This is a genomic window from Pseudomonas sp. W3I7 (assembly GCF_030816095.1).
Lineage (GTDB): Bacteria > Pseudomonadota > Gammaproteobacteria > Pseudomonadales > Pseudomonadaceae > Aquipseudomonas > Aquipseudomonas salomonii.
This window is the reverse complement of record NZ_JAUSXP010000001.1, coordinates 4,713,340-4,729,614: the sequence shown is the minus strand read 5'-3', so window position 1 is coordinate 4,729,614 and position 16,275 is coordinate 4,713,340. Positions and strand designations below refer to the sequence as shown.

The 16,275-nt window shown below is 59.5% G+C and carries 15 protein-coding genes; 6 read left to right on the top strand and 9 right to left on the bottom strand.

Features of this window, described 5'->3' with window-relative positions:
* Positions 1–292: 292 nt before the first annotated feature.
* Positions 293–1,915: a methyl-accepting chemotaxis protein gene (locus tag QF043_RS21915; protein ID WP_307420162.1), complete on the bottom strand. Its 1,623-nt coding sequence runs from the start codon at positions 1,913–1,915 to the stop codon at positions 293–295.
* Between the two features lie 211 nt (positions 1,916–2,126).
* Complete coding sequence (gene nhaA / locus QF043_RS21910) at positions 2,127–3,302, bottom strand: Na+/H+ antiporter NhaA (protein ID WP_056857492.1); 1,176 nt, start codon at positions 3,300–3,302, stop codon at positions 2,127–2,129.
* Between the two features lie 215 nt (positions 3,303–3,517).
* Between nhaA and QF043_RS21905 the strand changes: the two genes are divergently transcribed.
* Complete coding sequence (locus QF043_RS21905) at positions 3,518–4,612, top strand: PLP-dependent cysteine synthase family protein (protein ID WP_307420160.1); 1,095 nt, start codon at positions 3,518–3,520, stop codon at positions 4,610–4,612.
* A 135-nt stretch (positions 4,613–4,747) separates the two neighbouring features.
* Here the strand turns inward: QF043_RS21905 and QF043_RS21900 are convergent, their stop codons facing one another.
* From QF043_RS21900 to QF043_RS21890, 3 genes are all read right to left on the bottom strand, one after another.
* Complete coding sequence (locus tag QF043_RS21900) at positions 4,748–6,361, bottom strand: NAD(P)/FAD-dependent oxidoreductase (RefSeq protein ID WP_058421705.1); 1,614 nt, start codon at positions 6,359–6,361, stop codon at positions 4,748–4,750.
* A 106-nt stretch (positions 6,362–6,467) separates the two neighbouring features.
* Positions 6,468–7,139 (bottom strand): COG3650 family protein, encoded by a 672-nt coding sequence (locus tag QF043_RS21895; RefSeq protein WP_056857489.1) that lies wholly within the window; start codon positions 7,137–7,139, stop codon positions 6,468–6,470.
* 96 nt (positions 7,140–7,235) lie between these two features.
* Positions 7,236–7,835, bottom strand: coding sequence for a short chain dehydrogenase (locus QF043_RS21890; protein WP_307420159.1), 600 nt, complete (start codon positions 7,833–7,835; stop codon positions 7,236–7,238).
* A 103-nt stretch (positions 7,836–7,938) separates the two neighbouring features.
* Here QF043_RS21890 and QF043_RS21885 point away from each other — a divergent pair, with 103 nt between their 5' ends.
* Positions 7,939–8,853, top strand: coding sequence for a LysR family transcriptional regulator (locus QF043_RS21885; RefSeq protein WP_307420158.1), 915 nt, complete (start codon positions 7,939–7,941; stop codon positions 8,851–8,853).
* On the opposite strand, the gene QF043_RS21880 is transcribed toward QF043_RS21885, so the two are convergent.
* The 4 genes from QF043_RS21880 to QF043_RS21865 are packed head-to-tail and all read right to left on the bottom strand — an operon-like array spanning position 8,844 to position 11,315.
* On the bottom strand, positions 8,844–9,329 hold the full coding sequence (locus QF043_RS21880) for a DoxX family protein (RefSeq protein WP_307420157.1): 486 nt from the start codon (positions 9,327–9,329) through the stop codon (positions 8,844–8,846). The genes QF043_RS21885 and QF043_RS21880 overlap by 10 nt on opposite strands.
* Positions 9,326–10,102, bottom strand: a complete 777-nt coding sequence (locus tag QF043_RS21875; protein WP_307420156.1) for a DUF2063 domain-containing protein — start codon at positions 10,100–10,102, stop codon at positions 9,326–9,328. Before QF043_RS21875 ends, QF043_RS21880 begins: the two co-directional genes overlap by 4 nt.
* The gene (locus tag QF043_RS21870) at positions 10,099–10,986 is read right to left on the bottom strand and encodes a DUF692 domain-containing protein (RefSeq protein ID WP_307420155.1); all 888 of its coding nucleotides are present in this window, start codon (positions 10,984–10,986) and stop codon (positions 10,099–10,101) included. Before QF043_RS21870 ends, QF043_RS21875 begins: the two co-directional genes overlap by 4 nt.
* A 23-nt stretch (positions 10,987–11,009) precedes the next feature.
* Positions 11,010–11,315 carry a DUF2282 domain-containing protein gene (locus tag QF043_RS21865; protein WP_058421711.1) on the bottom strand — a complete coding sequence of 102 codons (306 nt, stop codon included), beginning with the start codon at positions 11,313–11,315 and terminating at the stop codon, positions 11,010–11,012.
* Positions 11,316–12,077: 762 nt separating this feature from the next.
* Here QF043_RS21865 and QF043_RS21860 point away from each other — a divergent pair.
* Genes QF043_RS21860 through QF043_RS21845 form a run of 4 tightly spaced genes read left to right on the top strand, consistent with a single transcriptional unit; the run spans position 12,078 to position 16,071 of the window.
* Positions 12,078–13,070, top strand: a complete 993-nt coding sequence (locus QF043_RS21860) for a hypothetical protein (RefSeq protein ID WP_307420154.1) — start codon at positions 12,078–12,080, stop codon at positions 13,068–13,070.
* Positions 13,070–13,765: a hypothetical protein gene (locus tag QF043_RS21855; RefSeq protein WP_058421713.1), complete on the top strand. Its 696-nt coding sequence runs from the start codon at positions 13,070–13,072 to the stop codon at positions 13,763–13,765. The genes QF043_RS21860 and QF043_RS21855 overlap by 1 nt, the downstream gene beginning before the upstream one ends.
* Before the next feature lie 23 nt (positions 13,766–13,788).
* Positions 13,789–14,766 (top strand): phytanoyl-CoA dioxygenase family protein, encoded by a 978-nt coding sequence (locus QF043_RS21850; protein WP_307420153.1) that lies wholly within the window; start codon positions 13,789–13,791, stop codon positions 14,764–14,766.
* A 6-nt stretch (positions 14,767–14,772) separates the two neighbouring features.
* Positions 14,773–16,071, top strand: coding sequence for an MFS transporter (locus QF043_RS21845; protein ID WP_307420152.1), 1,299 nt, complete (start codon positions 14,773–14,775; stop codon positions 16,069–16,071).
* The last annotated feature ends 204 nt before the right edge of the window (positions 16,072–16,275 follow it).

Below are 16,275 nucleotides of genomic sequence, written 5' to 3'. Positions count from 1 at the left end.
CCTGAAAAATCGCAGGCCATAAAAAACCGCCTTAGTAGGGCGGTTTTTAGAGCAAACCCGGTTTGCGGCCGCAGTTGCATTCTCACAGGAAACAATGACCTGTATCCAAAGGCCCAACTTAAGGGCGGGCCGAGTATGTCCAAGTTTGCCTGTGGCGAGGGAGCTTGCTCCCGTTGGACTGCGTAGCAGTCCCATGCTTTTAAAGCAAAGGGCAGGGGCCGCTACGCGACCCAGCGGGAGCAAGCTCCCTCGCCACAGTTACAGTGTCCGGGCAAGCATTCACCCCATCACTTCACACCTGAAAGTGCTTCACCATCGTATTCAACTCATGCGCCAGGCTGGCAAGCGATTGCGACGCGGCGGTGGTCTGAGTCGAGCCTTCAGCGGACTGAATCGACAGCTGTTGAATGTTCAGCAAGTTGCGGTCCACCGCCCGGGCAACGTCAGCTTGCTCTGCCGCCGCCGTGGTAATCACCAGGTTGCGGTTGTTGATCTCGTCATTGGCGGCAAGAATATCCGCCAGCGCTTGCTGCGCCAGTTCGGCCAGGCCTATGGTTTGCTGAGTCATGGTGCTGCTGTCGAGCATGGTATTGACGGTGCTGGCGGTGTTGGTCTGGATGCTGCCAATCATCTGCTCGATTTCCTGGGTCGACTGCGCGGTGCGATGGGCGAGGGCGCGTACTTCGTCGGCGACCACGGCAAAACCACGGCCGGCATCCCCGGCGCGAGCCGCCTCGATGGCCGCGTTCAGTGCCAGTAGATTGGTTTGCTCGGCAATGGTGCGGATAACGTCAAGCACCTTGCCGATGCCTTTGGCCTGCTCGGCCAGGCCGCCCACTTGGCTGGAGCTTAGCTCTACACCACGGGTCAGGGCCTGGATGGAGGTAAGCGCCTCAAGCATGCGTTGCTGGCCTTTCAAGGCGATGCTGCGCGACGCCTGGGACAGGTCGGAGGTGGTGGCGGCATTCCGGGCGACCTCTTCAATGGCCGTGGTCATCTCGGTGACGGCGGTGGCGGCCTGCTCGATTTCGCCATGTTGCTGCTGCAGGTCGCGGCTGCCCTCGGCGGTGACCGCGTTCAGCTCCTCGGCCGCTGCTGCCAGTTGGCTCGATGAGCCGGTTATTTGTCGCAGTGTCCGCACCAGGTTGTTGCGCATGGTCTCTTGTGCCCGCAACAGGCGTGTGGCTTCGTCATTGCCGGTCGGGTTGATGGGCTGGGTGAGATCGCCCTTGGCGATGGTTTCAGCCACCCGTACCGCTTCAATGATGGGGCCGGTAATGCTGCGGGTCAGCAGCCAGGCCACCAGCACCGTGCCGCCACTCACCAGCACGATGACGATGGCGATACCGCCCACGGCATGCTGGTACGCGGCCACGGAAGTCTGGCCGGCAAGTTCTGCGCCCTTGTTGGCGAGGTCGATCAACTGATCGAAGTTCTTGGTCATCTGCTCATAGCTTTCTCGAATGCTGTTGAGAAAGTCACGGGCGCCCGCCTTATCGCCTGAACGCGAGCGTTTGAGCATCTCGGTGTGGTTCTTGGCGTACCCTTCCAGGCTTTGGTTGAACACCTCCAGGCGCGATTTCTCCTCCGGCGTGCGCAACAGCGCGGCATATTGAGCCAGTTGCTCCTTGACGCTTTTCAGGCGCCCCGCGGACTTGTCCTCGTAGGTCTGCATGTCGGCGTCGCTTGCGGACAGGATGTGCGCCATTTCCCCCAAGCGAAAACGATCCAGCGAGGCATTGGCCAGGGCCAGGATCCTCACGCGCTGCATCCAGTTGTTTTGGATGTCGGCAGCCTGGGACTGCACTTCGCCGATCTGCTTGAGCGCGAACAGGCCGAGAAACACACTCAGCGACGCAATGGCAGCGAAGCCGATGAAGGCTCTGGCTGCAATTCTTATATTTCTCAGGAACATGGGTTTTCGCTCGGGCAGGGAACGCGTTGAAGAGCTGTGTCGGGCGGATGCCCCAGGCGGGGCAGGCGGATCGCCACAATCCTTAGTCGGCGGCCAGGGCAAAGTCTTTAGGCGTTGCGCAAAAGTGTCATCTTCGCCAAAAGAAAACCCCAACCGGGTAACCGGTTGGGGTTTTTTGTGGGGCTTTCATTTTGTGGGGCTTTCAGAGCGCTCAGGCTTTCTTGCGGCTGGCCAGGGCTGTGACCGCATAACCAATACAGGCTGCCAGGATCGACCCGGTCAGGATGCCCATCCGATCCTCACCCGCGAACTCACTGGCGCCCGGCACAAACGCCAGGGAGCCGACAAACAGGCTCATGGTGAAACCGATACCGCACAGGATCGCCACCCCCAGCACCTGGCCCCAGTTGGCGCCGCTGGGCAGGGCGGCGATACCGGTCTTGATCGCCAGCCAGGTCAGGCCGAACACGCCGATGGTCTTGCCGATCAGCAGGCCGGCGGCGATGCCCATGGGCACGTGGTGAGTGAAGCTGTCCAGGGTAACCCCGGTCAGCGACACGCCAGCGTTGGCGAAGGCGAACAACGGCAGGATGGCGTAGGCCACCCACGGGTGCAGGGCGTGCTCCAGGGTCAGCAGTGGCGAGGGTTCGGCATTTTTGGTGCGCAGTGGAATGCAGAACGCCAAGGTCACCCCGGCCAGGGTGGCGTGCACGCCACTCTTGAGCACGCAGACCCACAGGATCAAGCCGATGATCATGTACGGGCCGAGTTTGACCACGCCCAGGCGGTTCATCGCGATCAAGGCGACCAGGCATGTGGCCGCGCCCGCCAGGGCCGCATTCGACAACTCGGCGGAGTAGAACACCGCAATGACGATGATGGCGCCCAGGTCATCAATAATCGCCAGGGTCATCAGGAACAGCTTGAGTGACACCGGCACCCGCTTGCCCAGCAGGGCCAGGACGCCGAGTGCAAAAGCGATATCGGTGGCCATCGGGATTGCCCAGCCGGCGAGTGCGGCGGGGTTGTCCTTGTTCAGCGCCCAATAGATCAGCGCGGGCACCACCATGCCGCCAATCGCGGCCGCCCCCGGCAACACCACTTGCGATGGCTTGGACAGGTGGCCGTCGAGCAACTCGCGCTTGACCTCCAGGCCGATCAAGAGGAAGAACAGCGCCATCAGGCCATCGTTGATCCACAGCAGAGCCGGCTTGGCGATTTGCAGCGCGCCAACCTGCGCCACGACCGGCGTATCAAGGAAGGCGCCGTAAAGATGCGACAACGGTGAGTTATTGATGATCAGCGCCAAAGCGGCAGCGGCGATCAGTAACAGACCGCTGGCGGCTTCCAGCTGGAAGAAACGGGTGAAAGTGCTACGCAGAGGCAAGGGATGCTCTCCAATAAGGTTCAATAGGTGGGTACCCTAACCCGTACTGTTAGTTGTTAAAACAAAAGTTATATTCTTATTTGTTATAAGAGAGTGTCAGGACGGGGCTTGCTTCGAAGCCTAGCAATTGTGTGTCTATTTGAGTCGTCACTGTATCTGTGTGCGCTGTAGGAAACCCCCTAAAATCGGGACTGAAACCCTTAGAGCCCCACCTTATGAACGACCACCGTACCTGGGCTCGCGAAGCCATCCGCATCATCGAAGCGGACTTCCAGCGCAGCGCCGACACGCACCTCATCCCTCTGCCGTTGCCGGGGCTGCCGGGTATCGAGTTGTACTTCAAGGATGAGTCCAGCCACCCCACCGGCAGCCTCAAGCATCGGCTGGCGCGTTCGCTGTTTCTGTATGCGCTGTGCAATGGCTGGCTCAAGCCCGGCGCGCCGGTGATCGAGGCGTCCAGCGGTTCTACGGCGGTGTCGGAGGCGTACTTTGCGCGCTTGCTCGGCCTGCCGTTTATTGCAGTGATGCCGGCCACCACCTCCCAGGCGAAGATCGAGCAGATTGCCTTCTATGGTGGCAAGAGCCATCTGGTAAAGGATCCGACACAGATCTACGCCGAGTCCGAACGCTTGGCGAAGGAAAGTGGCGGTCACTTCATGGACCAGTTCACCTACGCCGAGCGGGCGACGGACTGGCGGGCGAACAACAACATCGCCGAGTCGATATTCCAGCAGATGCGCTTTGAGCATTACCCGGAGCCGAGCTGGTTGATTTCCAGCCCGGGCACCGGCGGCACCACGGCGACCCTGGGCCGCTATGTGCGTTATCGCCAGCATTGCACCCGCGTGCTGTGTGCCGATGCCGAGCGTTCGGTGTTTTTTGACTACTACCAGACGGGCGACGCCAGCTTGCGTCTGGACTGCGGCTCGCGCATCGAAGGGATTGGGCGGCCACGGGTCGAGGCGTCGTTTTTACCCAAGGTGATCGATGCAATGGTCAAGGTGCCGGATGCGCTGTCATTGGCGGCCATGCATTACCTGGCCGAGCGTTTGGGGCGGCGGGTGGGTGGTTCCAGCGGGACGAACCTGGTGGGTGCTTTGGTCGCGGCGCTACAGATGAAAGCGGCGGGGGAGTCGGGGTCGATCGTGGCGATCTTGTGTGATGGAGGCGAGCGGTATGCGAGCACTTATTACGATCAGGCGTGGTTGGCGCAGCAGGGGTATGAGCTGGGCGGTTTGATTGCAGCCGTTGCGGCCAGTGTAGAGAAGGGTGAGCCTTTGCCTGACAACGTCCTGCGCGCCAATATCTGACACGCCCCATAAACTAATGTGGGAGCTGGCTTGCCTGCGATAACGGAGTGTCAGTCGCCGAATTTATCGACTGAACCACCGCCATCGCAGGCAAGCCAGCTCCCACATTTGATCCGGTTTGGCTGTAAGAAGTGCTTAAGCTTCTATACCCAGCATATCCCGCGCCAGCGCCTCGGCAATCCGAATGCCGTCAACGCCCGCCGACAGGATGCCACCGGCGTAACCGGCACCTTCACCGGCCGGGAACAGGCCTTTCACGTTCAGGCTCTGCATCGACTCGTTACGGGTAATGCGCAGCGGCGACGAAGTGCGGGTTTCGATGCCGGTCAACACCGCATCGTGCAGCGAGTAGCCTTTGATCTGCTTTTCGAACGCCGGCAGCGCTTCACGGATCGCCTCGATGGCGAAATCCGGCAGAGCCAGGGCCAGGTCACCCAGGGCTACACCCGGTTTATAGGACGGTTCCACACTGCCGATGGCGGTGGACGGCTTGCCGGCGATAAAGTCGCCCACCAGCTGCGCCGGCGCCTCGTAGTTGCTGCCGCCGAGGATGTAGGCGTGGGACTCAAGGCGCTCCTGCAACTCGATACCGGCCAGCGGGCCACCCGGGTAATCCACCTCCGGCGTGATGCCGACCACGATGCCGGAGTTGGCGTTGCGCTCGTTGCGCGAGTATTGGCTCATGCCGTTGGTAACCACGCGGTTCGGCTCGGAAGTCGCCGCCACCACGGTGCCGCCCGGGCACATGCAGAAGCTGTAGACCGAACGGCCGTTCTTGGCGTGGTGCACCAGTTTGTAGTCGGCGGCGCCCAGTTTCGGGTGCCCGGCGTATTTGCCCAGGCGCGCCGCGTCGATCAGCGACTGCGGGTGTTCGATACGGAACCCCACCGAGAATGGCTTGGCTTCCATGTACACACCGCGGCCGTGCAGCATGCGGAAGGTATCGCGGGCACTGTGGCCCAGGGCGAGGATCACGTGCCTGGAGAGGATCTGTTCGCCGCCGTCGACGACCACCCCGTTCAACTGGCCGTCTTCGATCAGCACATCCGTAACGCGCTGCTCAAAACGCACTTCACCGCCGAGGGCGATGATCTGCTCGCGCATGTTTTCCACCACGCCGGTCAGGCGGAAGGTGCCGATATGCGGCTTGCTGACGTAGAGGATTTCTTCCGGCGCGCCGGCCTTGACGAACTCGTGCAGTACTTTGCGACCGTGGAATTTCGGGTCCTTGATCTGGCTGTAGAGTTTGCCGTCGGAAAAGGTCCCGGCACCGCCTTCGCCAAATTGCACGTTGGACTCTGGGTTGAGCACGCTTTTGCGCCACAGGCCCCAGGTGTCTTTGGTGCGCTGGCGCACTTCCTTGCCGCGCTCGAGGATGATCGGCTTGAAGCCCATCTGCGCAAGCAACAGCCCGGCGAAAATGCCGCAGGGGCCAAAACCCACCACGATCGGCCGTTCAACCAGGCCTTGCGGCGCCTGGCCCACCACCTTGTAGCTGACGTCCGGTGCCGGGTTGATGTTGCGGTCATCGGCGAACTTGAGCAGCAGGGCGGCTTCGCCCTTTACGTTCAGATCGATGGTGTAGATGAAGCACAGCTCCGACGATTTCTTGCGCGCGTCGTAGCTGCGTTTGAACAGGGTGAAGTCGAGCAGGTCATCACTGGCGATGCCCAGGCGCTGCACGATGGCAGGCCGCAGGTCTTCTTCGGGATGGTCGATGGGCAGCTTGAGTTCGGTGATTCGTAACATGACAGGATCCGGTGGGCGGCGGGCTTCGATGCCGGCGGTTTTGCAAACCGGCGATTATAAGCCCCAAAGGCTGATTCCCGTCATGTTAAAACAGCCCAAGGCCGAATCAGTCGTCCCGCGAGCCGCCGAATGACGCACAACCCCGCTGGACCTGGCCATTGACGCGCAACTCGGCGGTCATGTGCTGCAAGCTGCCGCTCACGGCATCGATGCAGCGCTGTGGGGCTACCCACAGTTCGATGTGCTGGTTATTGGCTTCGGTCATCAGGTTGAAACGGCCGTCACCCAGTTGCTCTTCGACAAACGGCACCGCCAGTGGCGGCTGGCCTTCGCGCTCCAGCACCATGCCTTTGCCGGTGACGTTCATCGCCCAGGCCGGTTTATGGCCGTTGGCCCGCAGAATCATGCGTTTGAAGTCCGGGTCGTCGCAGGCCGAGGTCGAGCGCTCTACGCGATACAGTTGTTGCAGGTCGACCGAACCCTGGGTGCCGCTGGCCACGCCGGAAAACTTGCCGCGCAAATCGGCAAACAGCACGCCTTGCTGGCCGGCCAGGGACGCGGCTTCCTGCAGCACGCTGGTGCCGCCGGTGTCGTTGACCACGTAGTTGCGTTTGTCGCCACACGGCTGGAACAACAGTTTGCCGCCCACTGCCGTCAGTTCACCCTGCATACGGGTCAGCCCGACGGTAGACGGTTTGGCCGGCTCGCTCTCGAACATCTGGCAAGCGGTGAACAGGGGCAGCAGGGCAAACAGAGCAAGGGTACGGGCGGCGCGCATATCGGGTCTCCAAACAAGAGCCGCCACGTTACGCAGGCTCGCACCGCACCACAAGCCCGTTCGCCGGGTTCAGGCGATTCTGACAGACATTAGATTTCAGCCAACGATAAAGGTCTGACCGGTCTGCAAGCCCTCGACACTTTTCGCGTAGGCCAGTGCTACATCGGCACCCGCAGCCGGTTTGTAGCCACGGAAGTACGGCGCGTAGCTGCCCATGGCTTCGAGCAGGACGGTCGGGCTCACCGAGTTGATGCGCAAGCCGCGTGGCAGTTCGATTGCCGCCGCCTTGACGAAGGCATCCAATGCGCCGTTGACCAATGCGGCAGAGGCGCCGGTGCGGATCGGGTCGCGGTTCAGAATGCCGCTGGTAAAGGTGAACGAAGCACCGTCGTTGGCGTATTCGCGGCCGATCAGCAGCAGGTTGACCTGGCCCATCAGCTTGTCACGCAGGCCCAGTTCAAAGTCGGCTTCGCTCATCTCACCCAATGCCACGAAATTCACACTGCCTGCCGCGCAGATTAACGCGTCGAACTTGCCGGTCTGTTCGAACAGGTTGCGGATCGACGCGCTGTCGCTGATATCCACCTGGAAGTCGCCGCCGCTGCGGCCGATGCTGATCACCTCGTGACGCTGCGCCAGTTCCGCCTTGACCGCTGAGCCGACCGTGCCGCTGGCACCAATCAATAGGATTTTCATCGTGCTGTTCCTCCGGGATTAAGTGAGGTTTGAGTCTAGGATGGCTTTTTAAGTGGATAAACGCGCTAATAGGCAACCTTTGGTTTTCAATTGGAAACAATCCATGAGCGAAATGGATGACCTGGCGGCCTTTGCCGTGCTCATTGAGGCGGGCAGTTTTACCCTGGCGGCGGAGCAATTGGGCTGTAGCAAGGGCCAATTGTCCAAGCGCATCAGCCAATTGGAAGCGCAGTTTTCGGTGGTGTTATTGCACCGTACCACGCGCAAACTCAGCCTGACCGCCGCCGGTGCGGCGTTGTTGCCCCAGGCTCAGGCACTGGTGGCCCAGGTGGAGCGCGCCCGTCAGGCATTGGCGCGGCTCAAGGACGATGTGGCGGGGCCGGTGCGTATGACGGTGCCGGTGTCGCTGGGAGAAACCTTCTTTGATGGCTTGTTGCTCGAATTCGCCCAGCAATACCCGCAGGTGCAGATCGAGCTGGAACTGAACAACAACTACCGCGACCTGGCGCGCGATGGCTTTGATTTGGGCGTGCGCATGGGGGCGATGGACAACGAGCGGCTGGTGGCCAAGCCGCTGCTGGCCTGGCATGAGATGACCTGCGCCAGCCCGGCCTACCTGGAGCTGCATGGCGAACCGCTGACGCCTGCGGATCTGGCCGTGCACACCTGCCTGCTCAACAGCCATTACAGCGGGCGTGAAGAATGGCTGTATCACCAGCAACATGAACTGCTGCGGGTTCGGGTCAGCGGTACCTTCGCGTCCAACCACTACAACCTGTTGAAAAAAGCCGCCTTGGTGGGCGCCGGCATCGCCCGTCTGCCGTCTTACGTGTTACCGGCGGAACTGGCTGACGGGCGCTTGCGTTGGCTGCTGCGCGATTATCAAACGCGCAGCATGCCGATGTACCTGGTGCATCCTTATCAAGGCGGCCTGCCGCGCCGAACCCAAGTGTTGGCCGACTACTTGGTGGACTGGTTCAGGCGCAGCGGCGAAGCCCTGGATCGTCTTCAGCGGTAGCGGCGCGCGATCAGGTGGTCGATCGACAGGCGGCCTGGGCCTTTGGCCACCAACAGCAGCAGCAATGCAATCCAGGTGCCGTGGGTTGGATACGCTTGCGGGTAGACGAACAGTTGAATGGTCAAGGTCATGCCGATCAGCGCCAGGGCCGAGAAGCGCGTGGCAAAACCCACCAGGATCAGGACCGGGAAAAAGTGTTCGGCAAATGCCGCCATGTGCGCGGCCACTTCCGGCGACAGCAACGGCACGTGGTATTCGCTGCGAAACAGCGGCAGGGTCGAGGCGGCAAGCTTGGGTTCGCCCAATTGGAAGGTGCCGTTGATGATATCAATGGCAAAACCTTCAACCTTGGTCTGGCCGGACTTCCAGAACACCGCCGCGATGGAAAACCGTGCGAGAAAGGCGATCAGGCTGTAGGGGATTTTTTCGAACAGAGCGATGGCCCGTTTTACCAGGCAAGGAGGGTGAGTGTTCATGGCGATTCCTTTTGTTCTGTATGCAAATGAGTGATGGCGTCGTGGCTGATCAACAGCATCAGGCAGTGGTTGAGGTCGAATTCGGCGGAGGTTTCGAGCGCGTGCTCCACTGCCATTTCCAGGCCTGATCCCTGGTCAAGGCTGTTGATAAACGCCACCGAACCGCTGTCGATGGCGAAGACCTTCACCGCCAGGCCCTGGCGTAACACCAGTGCACTTTGGGCATACCAAGGGTTCAAGGTGGCGATAGCGCCTTCGGTCTGGTGCGCGGCCCATACTGCAACCACGGCGTAGGGTGAATTCAAGGTGGCCAGGGACGGATGCAGGTGCAGGCGTAGCTGCCCCAGGTCCATCGGCCCTTGCAGTTGTTCGAGGATGGTCTGCTGATTCAGGGGCTGGCTGTCGGCGGCGTGATAAGCGCGCACCCGCAGGCATTCCAGGCGTGCGACGTCCGCCAGGTAAGGCACGCTCGCCGCCGGTTCGAACGCCTGGATGAACGCGGCAAACGTGCTGCCGTATTCGCTGATCAACGGGCTGTCGGGCGGGCTGGCTTGCACGTAAAGGCCGGCCATTGCGCGAAAAAAATCATCCCCGACCAATTGCCGTGTGACCGGGTAAGCGGCGGCGAGCGCATTGATCAGCGAGCTGTGGACATTGTTTCGATACACCGCAAAGCGGCTGGCGGGGTCGGCGCCGTTGCTGCTGAACAACCCATCGGGGCAGGCCTGGTCGGAATCGAGCAAGGCGCCGGCAAATGCAGCTTGATCGCTCATCGCTTCAATACCTTCGCCTGTGACAGATGCCAGTCGGCGTGTTGGGCTTCGGCGTGCAACACGCTGAAGGCGGGCACCTGGTTATCCCGCTCGATCAGCGTGGCAACGGGGCCGGTGTGATTGAGTACCTGTTCGTAGAGTTGCCACACCGCGTTATCGATGGGCGCGCCATGGTCATCGATCAGCAGGCGGTCGCCCAGGCTGTCGGTGTCTTCGGCAAAACCGGCCAGATGAATCTCACCGACGGCCTTCAGCGGCAGCGCATGGAGGTAGGCCAGCGGGTCGCGCTGATGATTGATGCACGCCACATAGACGTTGTTGACGTCCAGCAACAGCCCGCAACCGGTGCGCCGGATGATCTCGCTGATGAAGTCCGTCTCGTCCAGGGTCGAGCGCTGGAACTGCAGGTACGTCGAAGGGTTTTCCAGCAGCATTGGCCGCTTGAGGGTGCTTTGTACCTGGTCGATGTGTTCGCATACCCGCTGCAGGGTTGCGGCGTCGTAGGCCAGCGGCAGCAAGTCATTGAGGAACACCGGGCCGTGGCTGGACCAGGCCAGGTGTTCGGAAAAAGAGTGGGGTTGATAGCGTTCGATCAGCATGGCCAGCCGTGCCAGGTGCTCACGGTTGAGCGGGCCTTCGCCGCCGATGGACAGACCCACGCCATGCAATGACAGTGGGTACTGCTCGCGTATCAAGCCCAGGTAGTGATGAAACGGGCCGCCGGCGACCATGTAGTTTTCGGCGTGCACTTCAAAAAAACCGACATCGGGCGAGGTCTCGAGCACTTCAATAAAGTGCTCGTTCTTCAGCCCCAGCCCGGCCCGATAGGGGAGGCCGGGCACCTGAGCCGGTGAGACCGTGTGCTGGGGTAAAAGCGTCATCATCAGTACTCAGGGTTTGCAGGGTTTCAGGACTTGGCGGTGAAGGCTGCTTCCTGGCCGAAACCGGTCGGCGAGGTGGAGCTTGGGGTCTTGGCGCAAGTGCCGGCCGGGACCAGTTTCCAGGCGTTGGCCTGGTCTTTGACTTTCGAGGTGCCCGCGCAGGAAGTGCCGGCGCCTGCAGCGCAATCGTTCTTGCCGGCTTCGGCGACACCAAAGCATTTCTGCATGTCATCGGCGGCGTGCGCGGTGCTTGTCAGGGCGGACAGGCTCAGGGCCGAACCCAGGGCCAGAACGAGGGTGGCGGCGGACAGCGAACGGGATTTAGTGGTCATGGTGTAACTCCAGCAGTGAGGGTGGGTAAGGAAGCGTTTTTGCTTGCTTACCCCTCTAGAGTTGGGGCACCCCCATGCGTTACAGCGGCTGATAAAAAAATTTCAGTTCGCCAGTCGCCGTGAGCACGCGCACCTGAATGCTCGGGCTCGGGCCTTGAGATATTCCCTTGCCTGGTCATGCACGCGGCTAAACGTACAGCGTAGGGACGAAGTTCGGTCAGCGCTGTTCGCGGAATAAGTGTTCACTTTTATCTGATCTGGTTTTAGTACAGATGGCGTAATTTAATACATCCTATTTTTTAAATATAAGTACCGGTTTTAATCAGGGCGTTTTTGTTGAGGGCGCGTTTTGAATAGGCGGGGCGGGGGCAGTGCGTTTATGGGATGTCTTTAATCCGGTTTTTTTTCTGTGCAAATCGCCTTGTCCCCGTTATTGGGGGTTTACAATAATTTTGTACATGCGGAACAGCGAGTTATAAATTTAAGGGTTTTTCGGTTTGACTTTTATTAGTGGGCTGTTTAATTTGTTTTGGCCGGCAACAAATGAAATGCGCAATTCAGGAACCCCTCTACTGGATAATGTCCAGTTAAACTAAAAGAAGGAATTTAACGATGAAAGCAGTAAAAGTCGCTCTCCTGCAAAGTGCCACCTGCAACCTGATGCACGTAAAACTGCCTTCCCAGCCTAAGCCAGTGAAAGTGGCTAAGTAAGAAGCAGCGGGCCTGGAGAGTTCGCTCTCCAGGTCTTTCAAGGAGCAGGTCATGTATCATATAAACCCCGCGGCATTAGTGTTTGACGACGGTAAAGAAGAATGTTGGGTTGACTACTCGTCAGGCCATAATGGCGTCAAGATTTCCAAGGGCTTGGGCAAGGTCATTGCCGAGCACTGCGGCCAGGCGGTCAATGCCGATCTGGTCAAGCAAGCCATTGCACGTGATAACACCCTCAGTGAGGCCGGCATTGATACGTTGCTGGCCCACGTTTGCCTGCCCGCGCCGGCGCAGCCCAAGTCCGGCTATCATCACGCGACCCAGAACCACCCTTTCCTGGACATGTCCCAAGGCCTTTCGGCGTTGGAGGCCGATGCTCGGATCATGGCAGCCTACGTCAAGGAACATGCGTATCCGGCTGTTGAGTTGAGTATTGAGTCAGGCAATGAGGTTGCACTCATTGACGCCATTAATCTGGACATCGATGAGTTAAGAAACTCTGTTTTCTATCAGTTCAGTATGATCATGTCCGGGACCTTTGGCGTGCGTTTGCACCAACCGGCGTATTACGACGGCGAGCGTGATTATCACCAGGTTGAATTACTCAAGAAGTCCATTCCTTCCGGCGGCGCCCGGCACCCCACGGAATGTTTTGTCGAGATACATCGTTCTTCGATAATTGCGCCGGGTGTTTATTATTTCTCCCCGACCCATAGTTCACTTAAATTAATAACCCCGCAGTTGCCCGACTCAATGGAGGCTGAACGCCTTTCAAGTTCGGATGCCGACTGGGTGGTGAGGCTGGTACTGTGTGCAGCTGTAAGGCGCTCAATGTTCCGCTACCGTGACCCCCGAAGTTTTCGCGCCTTGCTCGTCGATGCCGGTCACGCAGAGGCGCAATTGTCGGCGTTGGCCAGTTATTGCAACTGGCACTACACCTCACGCTTTGTCGTGGACTTCGAATACGCAAAAAACTTCACCGACGAGTCTTTGGAGGATGGCCTTCCTGCGTTTTCCATCGGTTTGCTGGAAGGGTGGAACTAATGAGATATGTCAGCCAACACGGCAGTGAAGTGTCGATACCCGATACGTGGGAGACCCATAACTGGGAGCGCCCTTATGTGTTCCTCAAGCAATTGCAGGCTGATCAGGCCGCCCGGCCGCAGGCCCTGCAAAGCCATCGTTACCTGCTGGATAAACTGGTGACCGGCTATGACGTCAAGCGCGCTATTTCAAGACGCAGCTTTACGTCTGTTGCCGAGCGCGACGTTCCTTCTTCGGTGCTGGAGTCGGTGCTCAGGTGCCTCTACCAGGCATTGGCTCAGGAAACACATCTGTTTGCCGGGATCGTTACCCAGGGCGTACAGGGCTGGGCGGATGCAGCTTGGTTACTCGACCATACGCCCCGAGCGCTCAAGCGTACGGACCGCGCCAGTGACAGTGAGGTGGTCGCCAAGATCATTCAGGGCCAAGGATGGGCCGGGGGCAAAGGCATCACGGTGTTGCTTGGGATCAATTGGCAATTTGCTGTTGCAGCATTCGGCGATCCCGATATCGCCTACGCCAAAGCGTTGCTGGATGTGGGCCGTGTAGGGCATGCCTTGTTGTTGGAGGGGCAGCACCAAGGGCTGGCGGCCAGAATGACGCCGGCTGTACACGAAGAAACAGCGTCGAATATGCTGCGCCTGACGCAAGAAAGGGATGTTCTTTATGCCATCCGCCTGGTGTTTCCAGGCTGAGTGCGTCGCAAGGAGTTGCAAAAATGAACGGACTTTCGCCGCTGAAGGACGCCTACGAGCGAGAGGGTTATGTCGTTGTTCGCGAGTTGCTCGATAGCCGGACAGTGGCACTGCTCGCTGAAAAAGTCATCGAGCAATTGCGCAAGCATCGAATAACCGATGGTTTTACCGAGATTGGCCAGCCGCGCTTCAAGGCGCCAGAGCAGCCCGATCCGGACTTTCTGAAGTTTGTCGACGTCATGCGCAGCGAGTTGACCGAGGCACTCTTTCAAGCGCCCAAGGTGATTGAGGTGATGAAGCTGCTCCTCGACACCGATGAGGTGTTCGTTCATCCGATCAAATGGGTGCGCGGTTTGGCACCCTTGGATTCCTCCATGCACTCCTCACCGGGCGTTCACCAGGACTTTCCGGAATTGCAGGGCAGTGGCCAGCAGATCACCTTGTGGGCGCCCCTTTTTAATGTCGATGAGCGCTCGGGATCGCTGCCGGTTTATACCAAAAAACCAGGCCAAACCCTGTTGCCGCTCGAACTGGCACTCAACCCCTCAGGATGGCAAGTCTGCCCCGAGGTGCTGGGCGCAAAAAACGTCTTCGCATTAGGTCCGGGTGATGTGTTGCTGTTCAATACGTTTACCCCGCATGGCGGTGCGACCAATACCGGCGAAGGTTGGCGTTGCAGTATCGAAGCGCGATTCCAGCCGCTGGCTGAACCGTTGGCACTCAGTAACTTTGCCAAGCCGCTGTTGATGCAGGATTGGCAAACGTTCTACGAAGGGTGGCGGACCTGGGGGTTCTACTGGCGGGACAGGCATCCGCCGCTTATTCCCTTTGATCCATCCTGGGAGCACTGGCGGGATCTGACCGCTATCGGAGAAGCGGTCAAAGGTAACAGGAATGCGGTGGCGGCCCTCGAAATCGCTGCCGGATTCGGTATGTCCGAACCCGTCAAGTCCTGTGCCCAGGGGTTGCTTGAGTCCTTTGAATGTAGTTGCGACCAATAAGGTAATGTGGCTGTGAAGAACCGCTTTGCAGATTTTTTCATCAGCAGAAATTTCTCATTCCTGTGGCTGGGGCAAGCCCTCTCATCGTTTGGCGAGTTCGTTTTCGAGAGCACCGTCATTGTGTGGCTGGTGACTGACTTGTTTCACGACAGTGCGTTCTTGCCGACGGCCGTAGGCCTGGCAGTGGCGGCTTCGGCTATACCGCGTGTATTGGTAGCGCCACTGGCCGGGGCTTGGGTGGACAGGATGACGCCGCTGTACGTGATGATCGCGGCGGACGGGATTCGGGTGCTCAACTTCCTGATCTTTTTTGTGATCTATTCGCTGGCCGGCCTGGACCCGATGCAAGTGCTCGTCGGTGTGCTGCTGTTGTTGTTGGTTAACAGCACGGCCGCACAGTTTTTCAACCCGTCACGCCAGGCGATCATGCAAGTGGTCATCCCTTCGGCACGTCGCGTTGAAGCATCGGCCAAGGCAATGTTTTCCCTGACGGGCATTTCAGTGTTGTCGGCGTCCCTCGGGCCGGCCTTATTTGTCTGGGTGGGCCCCGCTCTGGCACTGCTGATCAATGTGCTGGCCTTTGCCTGTTCGGCCCTGTGCATCGCGTCTACCCAGGGCCTGCGCCGGACCTTGCTGGCCGAGCAGCAACGGCTGCCCTTTTGGCATGGAGTGCTCGCAGGGCTGCGGTTTTCCTGGGGGCACGCCTCGATCAGGACGTTGTTGATCGGTGTCGCGTTGTACGGGTTTTCCCTGGGGGTCAATAACGTCGCATTGTCCTTGTACGCATTCAAAACCTTGGGCTTGAGCCCTTATGAATACGGCCTGATTCTCGCAGCGTTCCCGGTCGGCGGGTTGATTGCTGCTGTGCTGGTCCGGCCGTTGTTGAAGTCACTGAGCACGCGTCAGGCCTTTACCTTTGCGCTGCTGTGCATGGGGTTCAGTTACCTGGCGTATTCGCTGCATCCGCCGTTTTACCTGGCCTGGGCGCTGATGTTCAGCTGTGGGTTGTTCTTCTCGGTGTTTGCGATTGTGCAAGGGCCGATGCTCCAGGAAGCCGTGCCTGAAGGCTACATGGGGCGTGTGTCCGCAACGGTCACGCCGGTACTGGCCATCGCCTCGTTGACCGGTACGCTGGTGTGTTCTCAGACATTGAATATGGCAGAGCGCGTCATCGGCTATTTCGACGCGCCGCTGGATGTGTACGGCGCGTATATCTTCCTGGCCGCGGGCCTGTTGCTATTGGGCGGGGCATTGATGCTGGCAGGCCAGCGCGCGAGCAAGGGGCAATGGGTTGCGACGCTTTAAGCGGCCATAAAAAAAACGGCCCGAGGGCTAATGCCAGTCAGTTAAAAGCTAGAACTGACAACCAGCGACCTGTGGCGAGGGAGCTTGCTCCCGCTGGGGCGCGAAGCGGCCCCAAAAATGGGACTGCTACGCAGTCCAACGGGAGCAAGCTCCCTCGCCACAGGTACCGGCGATGTCTTAACTGACTGGCATTAGCCCGAGGGC